Origin of the sequence: Micromonospora sp. NPDC047707 (assembly GCF_040704235.1) — a bacterium.
Lineage (GTDB): Bacteria > Actinomycetota > Actinomycetes > Mycobacteriales > Micromonosporaceae > Micromonospora.
The window spans coordinates 167,698-182,685 of sequence record NZ_JBEYSU010000002.1 but is presented as its reverse complement, the minus strand read 5'-3'; the positions used below and the strand labels follow the sequence as shown (position 1 = coordinate 182,685).

The window sequence follows — 14,988 nt, the reverse complement described above, 5'->3', positions numbered from 1 at the left end:
CCCAACGAAGGGACACACCGTATGAAGGCAACTCGGCTCGGCGCCGCCGGGCTCGCTGCCGCGCTGCTGGGGGCGCTCGTCGCCGCCACCCCGGCCGCCGCGGCGCCCGACACGGCCAGCGCTGCCTCCACCACGACCTGCACCACCGACCCGGCCACCCCGAAGCGGCAGTTCCGTGCCATGTGGATCGCGTCGGTTACCAACATCGACTGGCCCACCAAGGGCTCCTGGACCGCGCCGGACCAGGTCGCGGCGCAGCAGGCCGAGTACCTGGGCTGGCTCGACCTCGCCGAGCGGCTCAACCACAACGCCGTCGTCGTCCAGATCCGCCCGACCGCCGACGCGTTCTGGCCCTCGCCGCACGAGCCGTGGTCGGAGTACCTGACCGGGGAGCGCGGCAAGGACCCGGGCTGGGACCCGCTGGCCTTCGTCGTCGAGGAGGCGCACAAGCGGAACCTCGAGTTCCACGCCTGGTTCAACCCGTACCGCGTCTCGATGCCCGCACCGAGCGGCGCCGGCGCCGACATCAGCAAGCTGGCGCCCGACCACCCGGTCCGCGAGCACCCGGACTGGGTCTTCGCGTACCCGCCGGCCGGCGTCGCCGGCAGCCGGCTCTACTACAACCCCGGCATCCCGGCGGTCCGCGAGTTCGTCCGGACCGCGATGCTCGACGCGGTGAAGCGGTACGACATCGACGGCGTCCACTTCGACGACTACTTCTACCCGTACCCGAGCGGCACCCACCAGGTGCCGGACGACGCGACGTTCGCGGAGTTCAACCGGGGCTTCACCGACAAGGCCGACTGGCGGCGGGACAACATCAACCTGCTGATCCAGGAGATGAACGCCAAGATCAAGGCCGAGAAGCCGTGGGTGAAGTTCGGCGTCAGCCCGTTCGGCATCTGGCGCAACAAGTCCGTCGACCCGCTGGGCTCGGACACCACCGGCAGCCAGTCGTACGACATCATCTCCGCCGACACCCGCAAGTGGATCAAGGAGGAGTGGATCGACTACGTGGTGCCGCAGCTGTACTGGTACATCGGCCAGTACCCGGCCGCCGACTACGCGCGCCTGGTCCCGTGGTGGGCCGAGCAGGTGCGCGGCACCCGCGTGCAGCTCTACATCGGACAGGCCGACTACAAGAGCGGGGAGCCGGCGTACGGCTCGTTCTGGATGAACCCGCGCGAGCTGTCCGACCACCTGACGCTCAACCGGCAGTACCCCGAGGTGCTCGGCAACGTGCACTTCTCGGCCGTCCAGGTGCGGGCCAACCGCCTCGGCGCGACCGACATCTACGCCGCCGAGCACTACTCCCGCCCGGCCCTGCTGCCGGCGATGCCGCACCTGCCCGCCAAGCCGCTACTCATGCCGGTGGTCACCGGTAAGGAACGGCAGGACGACGGCGTCAAGTTGACCTGGCGGCAGCCGGCCGACGGGAGGGGCCCGCTGGGCACCGCCACGTCGTACGCGATCTACCGCCTCGACGGGTTCGACCTGGCCGGCCGGTGCGACTTCGCCGACGCGGCGCACCTGGTCGACACGGTCCGGGCGACCGGTGGGGTCGAGTCCTGGGTGGACACCACCGCGGAGGCGGGCCACTCGTACACGTACTACGTGCGGGCGGTCGACCGGGTGGCCAACGAGGGACCGGCCAGCCCGCCGGCCTTCGTGCGCTGACCCTGCGCTGAATGCCCCGGGCGCCCCTGGCGCCCGGGGCATTCGTCTGTTTAGGCGCCGGACACGAAATGTTGAGACCGCCGCGAGGTCGCCGCGAGGTACGGCATCGACACTGATCTACACCCGGTAACCCGCCGGTAACATGCCGTCCCGCTCACCCTCGCGGAGGTAATCGTGTCCAGACGCCTCGCCACCCTCCTCGCCTCGCTCACGGTCACCCTGCTCGTCGCCCTCGGCCTCGCCTCCCCCGCCGCGGCCGTCACCCGGGAGCAGAAGCTCTCCGTCCTGTCCGGCTGGACCCAGACCAGCGCCACCAGCTACAACGCCTGGAACGCCGGCCGGTTGAACAAGGCCGCCTGGTCCGAGTACGCCTTCGACTGGTCCACCGACTACTGCTCGTCGAGCCCGGACAACCCACTCGGGTTCAACTTCAGCCTCTCCTGCTACCGCCACGACTTCGGGTACCGCAACTACAAGGCGATGGGCCTGTTCTCGTCGAACAAGGCCCGCCTGGACAGCGCCTTCTACGAGGACCTGAAGCGGGTCTGCGCCACGTACAGCTCGGTCGTCCGGCCCGCCTGCTACAGCCTGGCCTGGACCTACTACCAGGCGGTCAGCATCTTCGGCTCGGTCGCCGCCGTCCAGCAGTCCGACATCGACCGCGCCGCGAAGATGAAGGCCGACGCCGAACGCCGCGCCCGCACCTGACCGACACCCCCGCACCCAGGGGTATCACCAAGTTGATCATGGGGTTAGCGGGTGAAATGGAGATCGAACCGCCCGCTAACTTCATGATCAACGCGGTGAGGGTCAGGCGTGTTCGGTGTGGGGGGTGGGGGTGGGGGTTGGGGTGGGGGTTGGGGTGGGGGTGGGGGTGGCGGTGGGTTGGCGGGGGTTGGGGGTGGGGGTGGGGGTGCCCGTGGCGAAGCGGGTCGAATCGGCGGCCAGGTCGGGGTGCTCGATGCTGAGCGCCAGTGCGGCCGCCTCCTCCAGACCCAACTCCGCACCCACGGCGTACGCGTCGTCGAAGGCGGCGTCACCCAACGCCTCGCGGAGCTCCATCTGGCGGTGCGCCCAGTACGCCCCGTAGATGCCCGGCGTGGAGCGCAGGCTCGCCCGCGTCGCCTGCGCCGCCCCGAACAGCCGCGCGGCGGCCAGCGGGTCACCCCCGGCGGCGCAGCGCACGGCGATCGCGTGCAGCGTGTCGCAGGCGCGACCGTGGAAACCGTGCGCCATGCGGGAGCGGAGCGCCACCAGCAGGTGCTCGTGCGCGGCGATCAGGTCCCCCCGGGCCAGCGCGACCAGGCCGAGCAGCATGTCCACCGAGCGCCGGCCGCGCTCCACCGGGCGGGCCGCCTCCACCGGGCGGGCCGCCCCGAGCAGCTCGGCCGCCTCGTCCAGCGCGCCCCGGCGCCAGAGCAGCTCGGCCAGGCTGAACACGGCGAACAGGGCGTCACCCACCACGTCCTGCCGGTGCGCCCAGTCGATCACCTCGCGGCACACCCGCTCCGCCTCGGCGAACTGTCCCATGTCGACCAGCGGCGCCGCCCGACCGGCCAGGACCCGGGCGAGCAGGCCCGCGTCACCGGCCTGCCGCGCCGCCTCCTCCGCGCGCTGGGAGAAGCGCAGCTCCTCGGCGAACTCGCCGTCGGCGCCGGCGTGCAGCGAGTGCATGTGGTACGCCGCCGCCAGCTCCGCCTCCGGGATGCGCTCCCCGGTCTCGGCGATCCGGCCGTACAGCCGGGACAGCCAGAGCCGCCCCTCCCGGGCCAGCCCCCGCTCCCGCCACCACTGGTCCAGCCCACCGGCCAGTTCCAGCCCCGCCCGGGCGCTGCCACCCGTGGCGCACCAGCGCAGCGCGGCGCGCAGCTCGCCGGCGAGCGGATCGAGCGCGTACAGCGAGAGGGTCGCCGGCCGGCCGTCCGGACCGAGGTGCACCCGTTGGAGGGCGTGGGCGGACCAGGCCACGTGCCGGTCCCGGGCGGTCTGCTCCTCCCCCGCCTCCACCAGCCGCCGCGCCGCGTACGCGCGGATCGGGTCGAGCATCCGGTACGTGCTGCCCGACGCGTGCGGCTCGGCCAGCACCATCGACTTGTCCACCAGTACCGACAGCGGGTCGAGCGGGTCGTCCCCGAGCAGCCACTCCACCGTCGGCAGGTCCACCGGCCCGGCGAACACGGCCAGCCACCGCAGCAGCCGGGCCGCGCGCGGCCCGAGCGTCCGGTACGACCACGTGACGGTGGCCTGCATGGTGACGTGCCGTTCGGTCGCCGACCGCTGCACCGCCCGGGTCGCCGGGCTGGGCGGGCTGATCCCGGCCGCCGCCGCGACGAGATCCACCGTGTCCTGCTGGTTACCCGTCCAGCCGCCGTCGGCCGGCGGCGGCTCCGGGTCGTCCCGGCCGGCGTCCAGGGTGCCCAGCACATCGTCGAGTCGTTCGGCGAGCTGGCCGACGGAGAGCACCCGCAGCCGGGCGGCGGCCAGCTCGATGGCGAGCGGAAGGCCGTCCAGCCGCTGCACGACCCGGCGCAGGTCGGCCGACTCGGCCGGATCCGGCTGCCGGCCGCCCCGGGCCGCGGCCGTCCGGTCGAGCAGCAGCGCGACCGCGTCGCTCTCCGCGCCGTCCGGGGGCCGGTCCACCGACAGCGGAGGGATCCGCCACACCACCTCGCCGGGCAGCCCGAACGACTCCCGGCTGGTGGCGAGGACCCGCACGCCCGTCCCGCCGGCGAGCAGCCGGGAGATCACCTCGGCCGACGCGGCCGGCTGGGCGTCGCAGGTGTCCAGGAGGACGAGCATCCGGCGGGCGGCCGCGTACTCCACCAGGGTGTCCACCATCGGGCGGCCCGGCTCCGGGCGGAGGCCGAGCACGGCGGCGATGGCGAACGCCACCAGACCCGGGTCGGTGACGGTGGCGATGTCGACGAACCAGGCCCCGTCCGGATAGGACTCCACCAGGTCACCGGCGAGTTCCACGGCGAGGCGCGTCTTGCCGGTGCCGCCCGCACCGAGCACGGTGACCAGCCGGTGCCCCTCCACCAGCCGCCGCAGCTCGGCGCGCTCGCTCTGCCGGCCCACGAACGAGGTGACCTGGGTCGGCAGGTTGTGCGCCACCGCGTCGGCGGTACGCGGGCGCGGGAACTGGCGCTCCAACCCGGGGGCGACGAGCTGGAACAGGCGCTCCCGGTCGTCGAAGCCGCGCAGCCGGTGCAGGCCGAGGTCGAGCAGCGACGCGCCGGACGGCAGCGGGTCGGCGTGCCTCGCCGTGGCCGCGGAACAGAGCACCTGCCCGCCGTGCGCGGCCGCGGCGACCCGGGCCGCGCGGTGGACCTCGGGGCTCGCGTACTCGCCGTCGCGCGGCTCGGCCCACCCGGTGTGCAGGCCCATCCGCACCCGGGGCACGGCCTCCTGCGTCGGCCAGTCGTGACTGGCCAGGGCCCGCTGGGCGGTCAGGCAGGCGGTCAGCGCGGCGGTCGCGTCACCGAAGGCCAGGAAGAACGAGTCCCCCTCGGTGAGCAGCTCCGCGCCCTCGGTGGCGGCGATGGTCCGGCGCAGCAGCCGCCGGTGCTCCCGCAGCACCGGCCGGTAGTCGGGCCCGAGCATCTGGGCCAACCGGGTCGAGCCCTCGATGTCGGTGAAGACGAAGGTCACCAACCCGGTCGGGAGGTGGATCCGTGGCGACATGCGTGGAACCTCCGCCCCGTGACGTCGGGTTCATGCTGCCTGAAGGCAAGCCGTCACGCATCGTGAGAACGGTCGCCCCGGCTCCGCCCCAACGTGCCACTAGGACCTCGTGCGGGCAAGCGCGACAGTCGTACCGACGGACTCCGAGTGCGGCTCAGCAGCCGCAGCCACCGCCGCAGCAGCCGCCACCGCTCGGTGCCGGGGCGGGCGCGCCCGCCCCACCGCGGCCGGTCACCGCGACCGTGGACAGCAGCTTCACCGTGTCGTCGTGCCCCTGCGGGCAGGACGCCGGCTCGGCGGCCCGCGCCATGGGACGGTTGACCTCGAAGGTGTCGCCGCAGGCGCGGCAGCGGAACTCGTACCGGGGCATGGCATCAGCGTACGACCGGTCCTGACGTCGCGCGGAACATGGGTGATACTCGACGGGTGGTGGACGGCGAGGACAGGACGACCCTTCGACCCCTCCGGCCGGCCGCGCCGCCCGACGGCCCGTTCGTCGGCTCCGGCGCCGCCCCGGACGAGCCGTTCGCCTCGGTGCCCCGTCCACGCCGGCCGTGGCTGCGCTCGGCGACACCCTCCGCCGACGACACGGCGGCGCACACCGACGACGACCCGCCGCACACCGACGACGACCCGCCGCACACCGACGACACGGCGGCGCACACCGACGGCCCTGCCGGGACGGCGCCGCCGCGCACCGGCGACGACCTCACCGTCACCCGGGTCGACCCGCTGCCCCCGGTCGACCCGGCCGCCCCGGACCGGTCCGCGGCAGCCCGGCGGCGCCGGGTCCCCTTCGCGCACGCCGTACGGATCCCGCCGGGACGGTTGGCGGCGGGTGCGACACGGGCGGTCCGCGACTGGTCGCGGCGCCCCAGCGGGCGGCTCACCCTGCCCGGCGTCTTCCTGCTCTTCCTGGTGGCGGCGACCGCCGCGGCCGGCGCCCTGCTGGTACCCGCGGCCGTGCGCTCCCGGCCGGTCGCGGTCGACGCCAGCGCGGGAGCGCCGACGACCGCTGCCGACCCGACCCTGGCGGCGGGCGCACCGCTGCCGGCCACGACGCTGCCGCCGCTCGGCGGACCCACGGCCGTGGCGCCCACCGGCGGCACGGTCGTCCCGGCGCCCGGCACCGGCCGGCCCGCCGACGCCCTCGCCGCCTGGGCCGCTCAGATCGGCCCGAAGGTGGGCATCGCCCCGGTGGCCATGCAGGCGTACGGGTACGCCGAGCTGGTGCTCGCCCAGACCAACCGGAGCTGCGGGCTGAGCTGGACCACGCTGGCCGCGATCGGGCACGTCGAGTCCGCGCACGGGCAGGCCAACGGCGCCCGGCTCGGGACGGACGGCCGGGCCGCCCCCGAGATCATCGGCCTCCCGCTGGACGGGCGCGACAACCGGATGCTGATCCGCGACACCGACCGCGGGGTGCTCGACCGGGACCCGACCTACGACCGGGCGATCGGGCCGATGCAGTTCATCCCGACCACGTGGCAGGAGGTCGGCGCCGACGCGGACAACGACGGCCGCAAGGACCCGCACGACATCGACGACGCCGCCCTGGCCGCCGCGAACTACCTGTGCAAGGGGAGCCGCAACCTGACCATCGCCGGTGACTGGTGGAACGCCATCCTGTCGTACAACGACGTCCGGGCGTACGCCCAGGACGTGTTCGACAGGGCCAACCAGTACGGGCAGGCCAGCCGCACGTGACGTGATCGTCCGCATACATTGGAGAACTGGACACTTCCCCCGGGCAGCCGTTAGCGGCAAGCTAGACGGGTGATGGTGCGCGAGTGGGACCCCAGGACCGCGTCGTCCGCCGAGATCGCGTCGCTGCTGGACACGCTGAACGCGGTCCTGGCGGCCGATCTGCCGCAGGATCCGCCGTGGCAGGAAAATTCCCTGCGGGAATACCTGGCCGAGGTGATGCCCGGTGAGCGCCGGATCTCCTGGGTCGCCCAGGCGGAGCCGGCCTCGAACGGCGTCCCCGGGGCGATCATGGGTCAGGTCCACGTGCTGCTGCTCGGTGACATCGGCGTGCTGGAGGTGCTGGTGCACCCGTCCGCGCGCCGCACCGGCCTCGGCCGCGAGCTGGTGCTGACCGCCGCCCGCCGGGTCTACCACGAGGGGTTCCAGTCGATCGGCGTCGAGGTGGTCGGCGACACCCCGGCGGTCGGCTTCTACGAGGCGCTCGGCTTCGCCAAGGAGTACGTGGAGACCCGCAGCGTGCTCGACCTCGCCACGGTGGACTGGGCCGAGCTGACCGAGATGGCCTCCGGCATCGGCGCGGGCTACCACCTGGAGTTCCACCCCGGTGGGCCCCCGGACGAGCTGATCGAGGCGTACGCGCGGGCCAAGGCCGAGGTGCGCGACGTCGAGGACGGCGAACTGCGCCCCAGCTCGTACGATCCGCAGCGGCTGCGCGACAGCCTGGACTGCCTGCACCGGCGGGGCATGAAGCCGTACATCGTGCTCGCCCTGCACGAGCATTCCGGCGAGGTGGCCGGCCTGACCGAGGTGGTGGTGCCGGCCCAGCACCCGACCCGCGCCGACCAGTACGACACGATCGTCGTCCAGGACCACCGCGGGTACGGCATCGACCGGGCGATCAAGGCACGCATGCTGCTGGAGCTGCGCTCCGCCGAACCGCAGCTCGTCGAGGTGCAGACCTGGAACGCCCAGGCCAACGAGGCGATGCTCAAGGTCAACGCCGAGCTGGGGTACCGCCCCGACCGCGAGTGGTGCGAGTACAGCGTGGACGTCGCCGACCTGGTGCACCGGCTCGACCCGGGGCGCTGAGAGTTCACGAAAGCGTCCGTCGGGGGATGGACGGCAGTCAACCACGCCACTTAACGTGCGTTAGTTCATGTCCACCCACCGTGGAGGCTCCATGCGCCCGCGCCGCACGTTCGCCGCGCTCGCGACCGCCACCGCCGCCGTCACCGTCACGGCCGTCGGAGTCGCACCCACCGCGGCCAGCGCCGCGCCCACCGACCTGTTCATCTCGGAGTACGTCGAAGGCTCGTCCAACAACAAGGCGATCGAGCTCTTCAACGGCACCGGCGCGCCGATCGACCTGAGCGCCGGCGGTTACCAGCTGCTGCTGTACTTCAACGGCTCCACCACTCCGACGGCCTTCCCCCTGACCGGCACGGTGGCGGCGGGTGACGTCCACGTCTTCGCCCACTCCTCGGCGAACGCCGCGATCCTCGCCCAGGCCGACCAGACCACCGGCAGCGGCCTGTTCAACGGCGACGACGCGGTCGTGCTCCGCCGGGGCGACACCGTGCTCGACTCGATCGGCCAGGTGGGCGTGGACCCGGGCACCGAATGGGGTGCCGGGGCGACCAGCACCGCCGACAACACGCTGCGCCGCCTGGGCGCCGTCACCGCCGGCGACACCGATCCCGCCGACGCCTTCGACCCGGCCGCCCAGTGGGCGGGCTTCGCCGTCGACACGGTCGACGGGCTCGGCGCGCACACGACCGACGGCGGCGGCCCGGTCGACGCGCCGGCCACCGTCACGTGTGGCGGCACGCTCGCCACGTCGGCCGGCACCGCCGCGACCCGCGAGGTCACCGCCACCGACCCGGACGACCGGATCGTCGACCTGGCCGTCACCTCGGTCAGCCCGACGCCGACCGCCGGTTCCATCAGCCGTACCGCGGTCACCCCCGCCGAGGCGGCCGGCGGCACCGCCCGGGCCACCGTCACCGCGAGCGCCGACCTGGCCGCCGGGGCGTACTCAGTGCTCCTGACCGCGACCGACGCGGACGGCACCACCGCCACCTGCACCCTGACCGTGCAGGTCACCCGGGAGCTGACCGTCGGGGAGGTGCAGGGCCCGACCACGGACGCCGAGTCCGGCCCGGCCGACCGCTCGCCGCTCGCGCCGGCCAGCGGCAACGGCACCAGCAGCACGCTCCACGACGTCCGCGGGGTCGTCACCCAGCGCACCCTGGCCCGGGACTCGTCCGGCCGGGACCAGCACGGCTTCTTCCTCCAGAGCCGCTCCGACGCCACCGACGGCGACCCGACCAGCTCCGACGGCATCTTCGTCTTCATGGGCTCGTTCACGTCGCTCATCGGCGGTTACGTGCCGACCGTCGGCGACGAGGTGGTGCTGCGGGCCCGCGTCTCCGAGTACTTCAACATGACCCAGCTGTCCAGCGCGTCGCTGGTCCGCAAGGTCGCCTCCGGGCTGGACGTGAACGCGGTGGTCGCGGTGACCGACGCGGTTCCGCCGGTCGACCTGGCGGACGCGCAGCGCTTCTGGGAGCGGCACGAGGGCGCGCGGCTCCGGGTACGCGCCGGGAGCGCCGCGGTGAGCGGACGGAACGTCTTCGCCTCCACGGCCGACGCCGAGACCTTCGTCATCGACCGGGACGACCCGCTGCTCGACCGCGCGGACCCGTACACCCGCCGGGTCTTCCGGGACACCCACCCGCTCGACAACGACCCGACGCGCACCTTCGACGACGGCAACGGTCAGCGGATCATGCTGGGCAGCATGGGCGTCAAGGCGGTGGCCGGGGACAACGCTGCCCTGCTGCCGCCGGCGCACACCTTCGACACGCTGACCGGTGACGCCGTCGGCGGCCTCTACTACTCCTTCGAGAAGTACGGCGTCCAGGTCGAGTCGGCCGCCTTCGCCGCCGGGGCCGACCCGTCGAAGAACAACCCGCCGCAGCCGGCCAGGCGGTCGGCGGAGTTCGCGGTCGCGACGTACAACGTGGAGAACCTGTACGACTTCCGCGACGACCCGTTCGACGGCTGCGACTTCGCCGGCAACGCCGGCTGCACCGGCGTCCGCCCGCCGTTCGACTACGTGCCGGGCAGTGACGAGGAGTACCGGGAGCAGCTCGCCGCGCTGGCCGACCAGATCACCACCGACCTGCACTCCCCCGACCTGATCCTCGTGCAGGAGGCGGAGGACCAGGACATCTGCACGGTCAGCGGCAGTGAGCTGGTCTGCGGCACCACGAACGACGCCGACGGCGCCCCGGACACCCTCCAGGAGCTGGCGCTGACCATCGCCGCGAAGGGCGGCCCCGCCTACGCGGCCGCGTACGACCGCACCGGCGCGGACGACCGGGGCATCACCTCGGCGTTCCTCTTCCGCACCGACCGGGTCTCGCTGGCCGAGGCGACCGCCGGTGACCCGCTGCTGGGTTCGTCGCCGACGGTGCAGTACCGCTCGGCGGGGCTGCCGACGAACGCGGACGTGCAGAACCCGAAGGCGCTCAACGCGGTGCTGCCGTCCGACGTGGACACCTCGACCGGCAAGGACGGGAACAACGTCTTCACCCGGGCGCCGCAGCTCGGCAAGTTCTCCGTGGCCGCCGCGCCCGGGTCGAGCGAGCGGTTCACGGTGTGGGCGGCGAGCAACCACTACTCGTCCACGCCGGACGCCCGGGTGGGGCAGCGCCGGGAGCAGGCCGCCTACGGCGCCGCGATCGTGACGGCGATCGAGGCGTCCGACCCGAACGCGCGCGTGGTGTACGGCGGTGACCTGAACGTCTTCCCACGCCCCGACGACCCGATCGCGACCGGGGCGGACCCGACCCCGTCGGACCAGCTCGGTCCGCTGTACGAGGCGGGGCTGCGCAACCTCTGGGAGGACCTGCTCGCCGACGCACCGTCGTCCGCCTACTCGTACAGCTTCGAGGGGCAGGCGCAGACGTTGGACCACCTGTTCGTGAACGGGGCGCTGCACCGCGACCTGGTGCAGATGCGCGCCGCGCACATCAACGCCGACTGGCCGGCCGAGCACGCCGGTGACGGCACGCGCGGCTCCAGCGACCACGACCCGCAGGTGGCGCGGTTCCGCTCCCGCGCGTCGCTCAGCGTGGCCGACGCGTCGGTGGTCGAGGGCGACCGGGGCAACGTCCGGCTCGACTTCACCGTCACCGTCTCGCGACCGCTGTCCCAGCCGGTGCTGGTGTGCGCCGCGACCTACGGGACGACCGCCCGGTCCGGCTCGGACTACGAGTCGTACGTCGGGTGCAGGACCCTCGCAGCCGGTCAGACGACCCTCACCTTCCCGGTGACCGTGCGCGGTGACCGGAAGCGCGAGGCCGACGAGAAGCTGACGTTGCTCGTGGCCGGCATACCGGGTCTGCGCCTCGCCGACCCGCTCGGCACCGGGACCATCGTCGACGACGACTGATCCGGGTCCGCTCGACGACGGCCCGCCGGCCAGGCCCTTCGCCTGGCCGGCGGGCCGTCAGCCGTACCGGTCCGGATCAGGCGGTCGAGGGGCGGACCGGTTCTGGGCGACGCGTACCTCCCACACGCTGAGGCGGCGCCGCATCTCCCGCTCGACGGGGCAGCGGTGGAACGTCTCCGGCGGCCGCGCCAGCCCGTAGATGTCCGCCCACCACTCGCCCGGCTTCGGGTCGAGGATCGTGTCGAGGTGCGCCGGATAGCGACGGCCGGCGCCGTCGCGCGTGTCGTCCCACACTTCCATCGGACGGACGAGGCGGCCTTCCTGGTCGACCACGACGAGATAGAGCCCCGCCGCGCCGAGGAGCCGTTCCAGCACCGCCAGGCTCGGCGTCAGGGTGCCGGCCTCCACCCGGGCGACGGTCGACGGTGCCACCTTGGCGAACCGTGCCATGCGGATCTGGCTGAGGCCGACGATGCGGCGCGCCCGGCGGACGATTCCCTCGACGGGAAACGGTCCCAGGGTCGGCCCCGTGTCGGGCGGGTCGAAGGCGGAGGTCATGTCGAAACTGTCCTGGCTCGGCGGCCGGCGCGGCAACCCCTGTGGACAAGCCTGTGGACAACGGCTCGCCGGGGGTCACACCCTGCCCATTCGCCTCCTTTGCTCTGCTTCAACCCACGCATCAGAAATCAACGAGATCTGTTGCGTCCGTTGAAGCAGAGCAAAGGGGGCGGAACAGAGGTTCGTCCCACCCGCCGACTGTTCGCAGAGTCGGCGCGGACGGGTGGGAACCGATCCCGGGTGGGAAGCGTGTACCTGGCATGGGAAGCGACGTCGCCTCGCCGGTCCGGCCGTCCGACGAGCTCGGTCCGGGTGGGCCCGACGCCGACCCGGCCGTGCCGTTCGAGCGGTTCTACCGGGCGCACGTCGACCGGATCCACCGGGCACTGGCCCTCGCCACGGGGGACGTCGGACTGGCCCGCGAGGCCGCCGACGAGGCGATGGCAAGGGCGTACGCACGGTGGGACCGGGTCCGGCAGCTCGACAACCCCGCCGGATGGGTGTTCCGGGTCGGGCTGAACTGGGCGACCTCGTGGTGGCGGAAGGTCCGCCGGGAACGCCCACCCGCACCGGGCGACCGGGGTGCGGCCGTGTCCGGGCCGGACCCGGCCGGGATGGCCGCCCGGTCGGCGTTGGACCGGCTCCCCACCGCCCAGCGGGCGGTGATCGTCTGTCGTGTCCTGCTGGACCTGTCCACCGCCGAGACCGCAGCGGTGCTCGACCTGACCGAGGGCACGGTGAAGAGCCGGCTCTCCCGAGGTCTCGCCGGACTGCGAGCGGCGCTGGCCGAGAAGGAGTGACGATGGACGACGTACCCGAGGATCTGGCCAAGGCGGTGCACCGCGCCGCGCGGACGACCCCGTCGCGCACCTCAGATCTGGCCGCCGTTCTCCGCCGGGCACGGGCTCGACGGCGTCGGCGGAGCGCAACGACGGCAGGTGGGCTGGCCCTGCTGGTGGCGCTCACCAGTGGGGCGGTACCGCTGCTGGCCCGGAGCCCGTCGGCCTCGACGAGCGGGCCAGCGGGGACGACGAGCCGGCCGACGATGACCGCCACCCCGTCACCGCCGGCGCGGTGGCCGGAACCAGCGCAGCGGTTGATGGTCACCGTGGACCGCGACAGCCCGCCCGGAGTCGTCGAGGAGGTGCTGCCGGGCGGGTCCATACGCCGGCACCGCGTACCGGAGGACTTCTCGCTGGGCGCGGCGCTGCCCGACGGGCGGCTGGTCGGACTCGTGTACACCGACCTGACGCCGGGTGTCGCGCGCAGCGACGGCCCGGACGTCGAGGGGCTCTCGATCAGGCTGGTGGTGCTGGGTCCGGACGGTGTGGAACGCAGCCGCGAGGTGCGGGTCGAGGGTCAGGGGATCGAACTGCTGGGCGCCGACACGACGGTCGCCTACCTCGCCCGGGACGCCGGAATCGTGACGCACGACCTTCTCACCGGTCGGGAGAAGTCGCTTCTCCGGTCGTCGACCGCCGGCGTCGACCTGCTCGCGGCGAGCCAGACCGACGTACGCCCGGACCGGCTCGTCGAGCAGCGGGACGACCACGGCTGCCACACCGACGTGCGGCGGACCACCGACGGGAAGCGGATCGCCCGGCTGACCGTCAGCGGCCTATGCGTGAACGGCCTGCGCCTCTCACCGGACGGCGCCCTGGTCGCGGTCCCCTACCGCCCCCTCGACACCTCAGGCGACCGACGGGAGCAACGGCTGGCCGTGTTCGACACCGCCACGGGAGCGCTCCGGGCCGACCAGCTGATCGCCGATCCGGCCTTCGTGCCAGGCCCGATCACGGGCGTCGCCTGGGCCGACGACGCGACGGTCCGGGTCGCCTGGGCCGGGCTGCCGGTGCACCTGGGCCGGGACGCCTCCGTGGACGATCTGGTGCGGAAGGTGGCGACCGTCCGCGTTCAGTAGCGCTGGCGGAGCAGCCCGGCCGCCTCGACCGCCCAGTAGGTGAGGATGATCTGGGCGCCGGCCCGACGGATCGAGGTGAGCGACTCCAGCATCACCCGCTCACGGTCGATCCAGCCGTTAGCGGCGGCCGCCTCGACCTTCGCGTACTCGCCGGAGACCTGGTAGGCGGCGACCGGGACGTCCACCGCCGCCCGGACCGCCGCGACCACGTCGAGGTACGGCAGCGCCGGCTTGACCATCACCATGTCGGCGCCCTCGGCGACGTCCAACTCGACCTCGCGCAGCGACTCGCGGAGGTTCGCCGGGTCCTGCTGGTAGCTGCGGCGGTCGCCCTCCAGCGCCGACTCCACCGCGTCCCGGAAGGGGCCGTAGAACGCCGACGCGTACTTCACGGCGTACGCCAGGATGCTCACGTCCTGGTGCCCGGCGGCGTCCAGGGCCCGGCGGACCACACCGACCTGGCCGTCCATCATGCCGGACGGCCCGACCACGTGGACCCCGGCGGCGGCCTGGGCCACCGCCATCTCGCCGTACGCGGCCAGGGTGGCGTCGTTGTCCACCCCGCCGTCGGGGGTGAGCAGGCCGCAGTGCCCGTGCGAGGTGAACTCGTCCAGGCACAGGTCGCTCATCACGACCGTGGCGTCGCCCACCTCGGAGATCACGTCCCGGATGGCGACGTTGAGGATGCCGTTCGGGTCGATCCCGCCCGAGCCGTGCTCGTCCCGCGACTCCGGTACCCCGAAGAGCATGATCCCGCCGACCCCGGCCTGGACCGCCTCGACGGCGGCCTTGCGCAGCGAGTCCCGGGAGTGCTGGAGCACGCCCGGGAGCGACGCGACGGCCCGCGGCTCGGTCAGCCCCTCCTTGACGAACATCGGTACGACCAGCTCGGCCGGGTCGACGCGGGTCTCGGAGACCAGCCGCCGCACGGCGGCGTTGCGGCGCAGCCGGCGGGGCCGGATCTCGGGGTACGGCACGGAAC

General features: G+C 73.4%; 11 protein-coding genes. 7 read left to right on the top strand and 4 right to left on the bottom strand.

Annotated features, from left to right (window positions below; genetic code table 11):
- The first annotated feature begins 21 nt into the window (after positions 1-21).
- Both AB0873_RS03070 and AB0873_RS03065 read left to right on the top strand, forming a co-directional pair.
- The gene (locus AB0873_RS03070; protein ID WP_366598188.1) at positions 22-1,677 is read left to right on the top strand and encodes a family 10 glycosylhydrolase; all 1,656 of its coding nucleotides are present in this window, start codon (positions 22-24) and stop codon (positions 1,675-1,677) included.
- Positions 1,678-1,851: 174 nt separating this feature from the next.
- Positions 1,852-2,385: a phospholipase gene (locus AB0873_RS03065; RefSeq protein WP_155330136.1), complete on the top strand. Its 534-nt coding sequence runs from the start codon at positions 1,852-1,854 to the stop codon at positions 2,383-2,385.
- 102 nt (positions 2,386-2,487) lie between these two features.
- On the opposite strand, the gene AB0873_RS03060 is transcribed toward AB0873_RS03065, so the two are convergent.
- Together AB0873_RS03060 and AB0873_RS03055 are read right to left on the bottom strand one after the other, a co-directional pair.
- Positions 2,488-5,361, bottom strand: a complete 2,874-nt coding sequence (locus AB0873_RS03060) for an adenylate/guanylate cyclase domain-containing protein (protein ID WP_366598187.1) — start codon at positions 5,359-5,361, stop codon at positions 2,488-2,490.
- Between the two features lie 154 nt (positions 5,362-5,515).
- Positions 5,516-5,731: a zinc ribbon domain-containing protein gene (locus AB0873_RS03055; protein WP_155330135.1), complete on the bottom strand. Its 216-nt coding sequence runs from the start codon at positions 5,729-5,731 to the stop codon at positions 5,516-5,518.
- Between the two features lie 56 nt (positions 5,732-5,787).
- Between AB0873_RS03055 and AB0873_RS03050 the strand changes: the two genes are divergently transcribed.
- The 3 genes from AB0873_RS03050 (at position 5,788) to AB0873_RS03040 (ending at position 11,527) form a co-directional block, all read left to right on the top strand.
- Complete coding sequence (locus tag AB0873_RS03050; protein WP_366598186.1) at positions 5,788-7,068, top strand: lytic murein transglycosylase; 1,281 nt, start codon at positions 5,788-5,790, stop codon at positions 7,066-7,068.
- 72 nt (positions 7,069-7,140) lie between these two features.
- Complete coding sequence (locus AB0873_RS03045) at positions 7,141-8,157, top strand: GNAT family N-acetyltransferase (RefSeq protein ID WP_366598292.1); 1,017 nt, start codon at positions 7,141-7,143, stop codon at positions 8,155-8,157.
- Between the two features lie 91 nt (positions 8,158-8,248).
- Complete coding sequence (locus AB0873_RS03040; protein WP_366598185.1) at positions 8,249-11,527, top strand: lamin tail domain-containing protein; 3,279 nt, start codon at positions 8,249-8,251, stop codon at positions 11,525-11,527.
- Between the two features lie 57 nt (positions 11,528-11,584).
- On the opposite strand, the gene AB0873_RS03035 is transcribed toward AB0873_RS03040, so the two are convergent.
- Complete coding sequence (locus AB0873_RS03035; protein ID WP_155330132.1) at positions 11,585-12,085, bottom strand: helix-turn-helix transcriptional regulator; 501 nt, start codon at positions 12,083-12,085, stop codon at positions 11,585-11,587.
- Positions 12,086-12,345: 260 nt separating this feature from the next.
- Here AB0873_RS03035 and AB0873_RS03030 point away from each other — a divergent pair, with 260 nt between their 5' ends.
- Positions 12,346-12,885, top strand: coding sequence for a sigma factor-like helix-turn-helix DNA-binding protein (locus AB0873_RS03030; protein WP_155330131.1), 540 nt, complete (start codon positions 12,346-12,348; stop codon positions 12,883-12,885).
- A gap of 2 nt (positions 12,886-12,887) precedes the next feature.
- Positions 12,888-14,006 carry a hypothetical protein gene (locus AB0873_RS03025; protein ID WP_366598184.1) on the top strand — a complete coding sequence of 373 codons (1,119 nt, stop codon included), beginning with the start codon at positions 12,888-12,890 and terminating at the stop codon, positions 14,004-14,006.
- On the opposite strand, the gene hemB is transcribed toward AB0873_RS03025, so the two are convergent.
- Positions 14,000-14,983 carry a porphobilinogen synthase gene (gene hemB, locus AB0873_RS03020; protein ID WP_366598183.1) on the bottom strand — a complete coding sequence of 328 codons (984 nt, stop codon included), beginning with the start codon at positions 14,981-14,983 and terminating at the stop codon, positions 14,000-14,002. The two genes, AB0873_RS03025 and hemB, sit on opposite strands and share 7 nt — an antisense overlap.
- Positions 14,984-14,988 lie beyond the last annotated feature (5 nt).

Coding starts and splice junctions, on each gene's coding strand:
- AB0873_RS03070 (WP_366598188.1), top strand. CDS start 22: ATGAAGGCAACTCGGCTCGGCGCCGCCGGGCTCGCTGCCGCGCTGCTG.
- AB0873_RS03060 (WP_366598187.1), bottom strand. CDS start 5,361: ATGTCGCCACGGATCCACCTCCCGACCGGGTTGGTGACCTTCGTCTTC.
- AB0873_RS03055 (WP_155330135.1), bottom strand. CDS start 5,731: ATGCCCCGGTACGAGTTCCGCTGCCGCGCCTGCGGCGACACCTTCGAG.
- AB0873_RS03045 (WP_366598292.1), top strand. CDS start 7,141: ATGGTGCGCGAGTGGGACCCCAGGACCGCGTCGTCCGCCGAGATCGCG.
- AB0873_RS03040 (WP_366598185.1), top strand. CDS start 8,249: ATGCGCCCGCGCCGCACGTTCGCCGCGCTCGCGACCGCCACCGCCGCC.
- AB0873_RS03035 (WP_155330132.1), bottom strand. CDS start 12,085: ATGACCTCCGCCTTCGACCCGCCCGACACGGGGCCGACCCTGGGACCG.
- AB0873_RS03030 (WP_155330131.1), top strand. CDS start 12,346: ATGGGAAGCGACGTCGCCTCGCCGGTCCGGCCGTCCGACGAGCTCGGT.
- AB0873_RS03025 (WP_366598184.1), top strand. CDS start 12,888: ATGGACGACGTACCCGAGGATCTGGCCAAGGCGGTGCACCGCGCCGCG.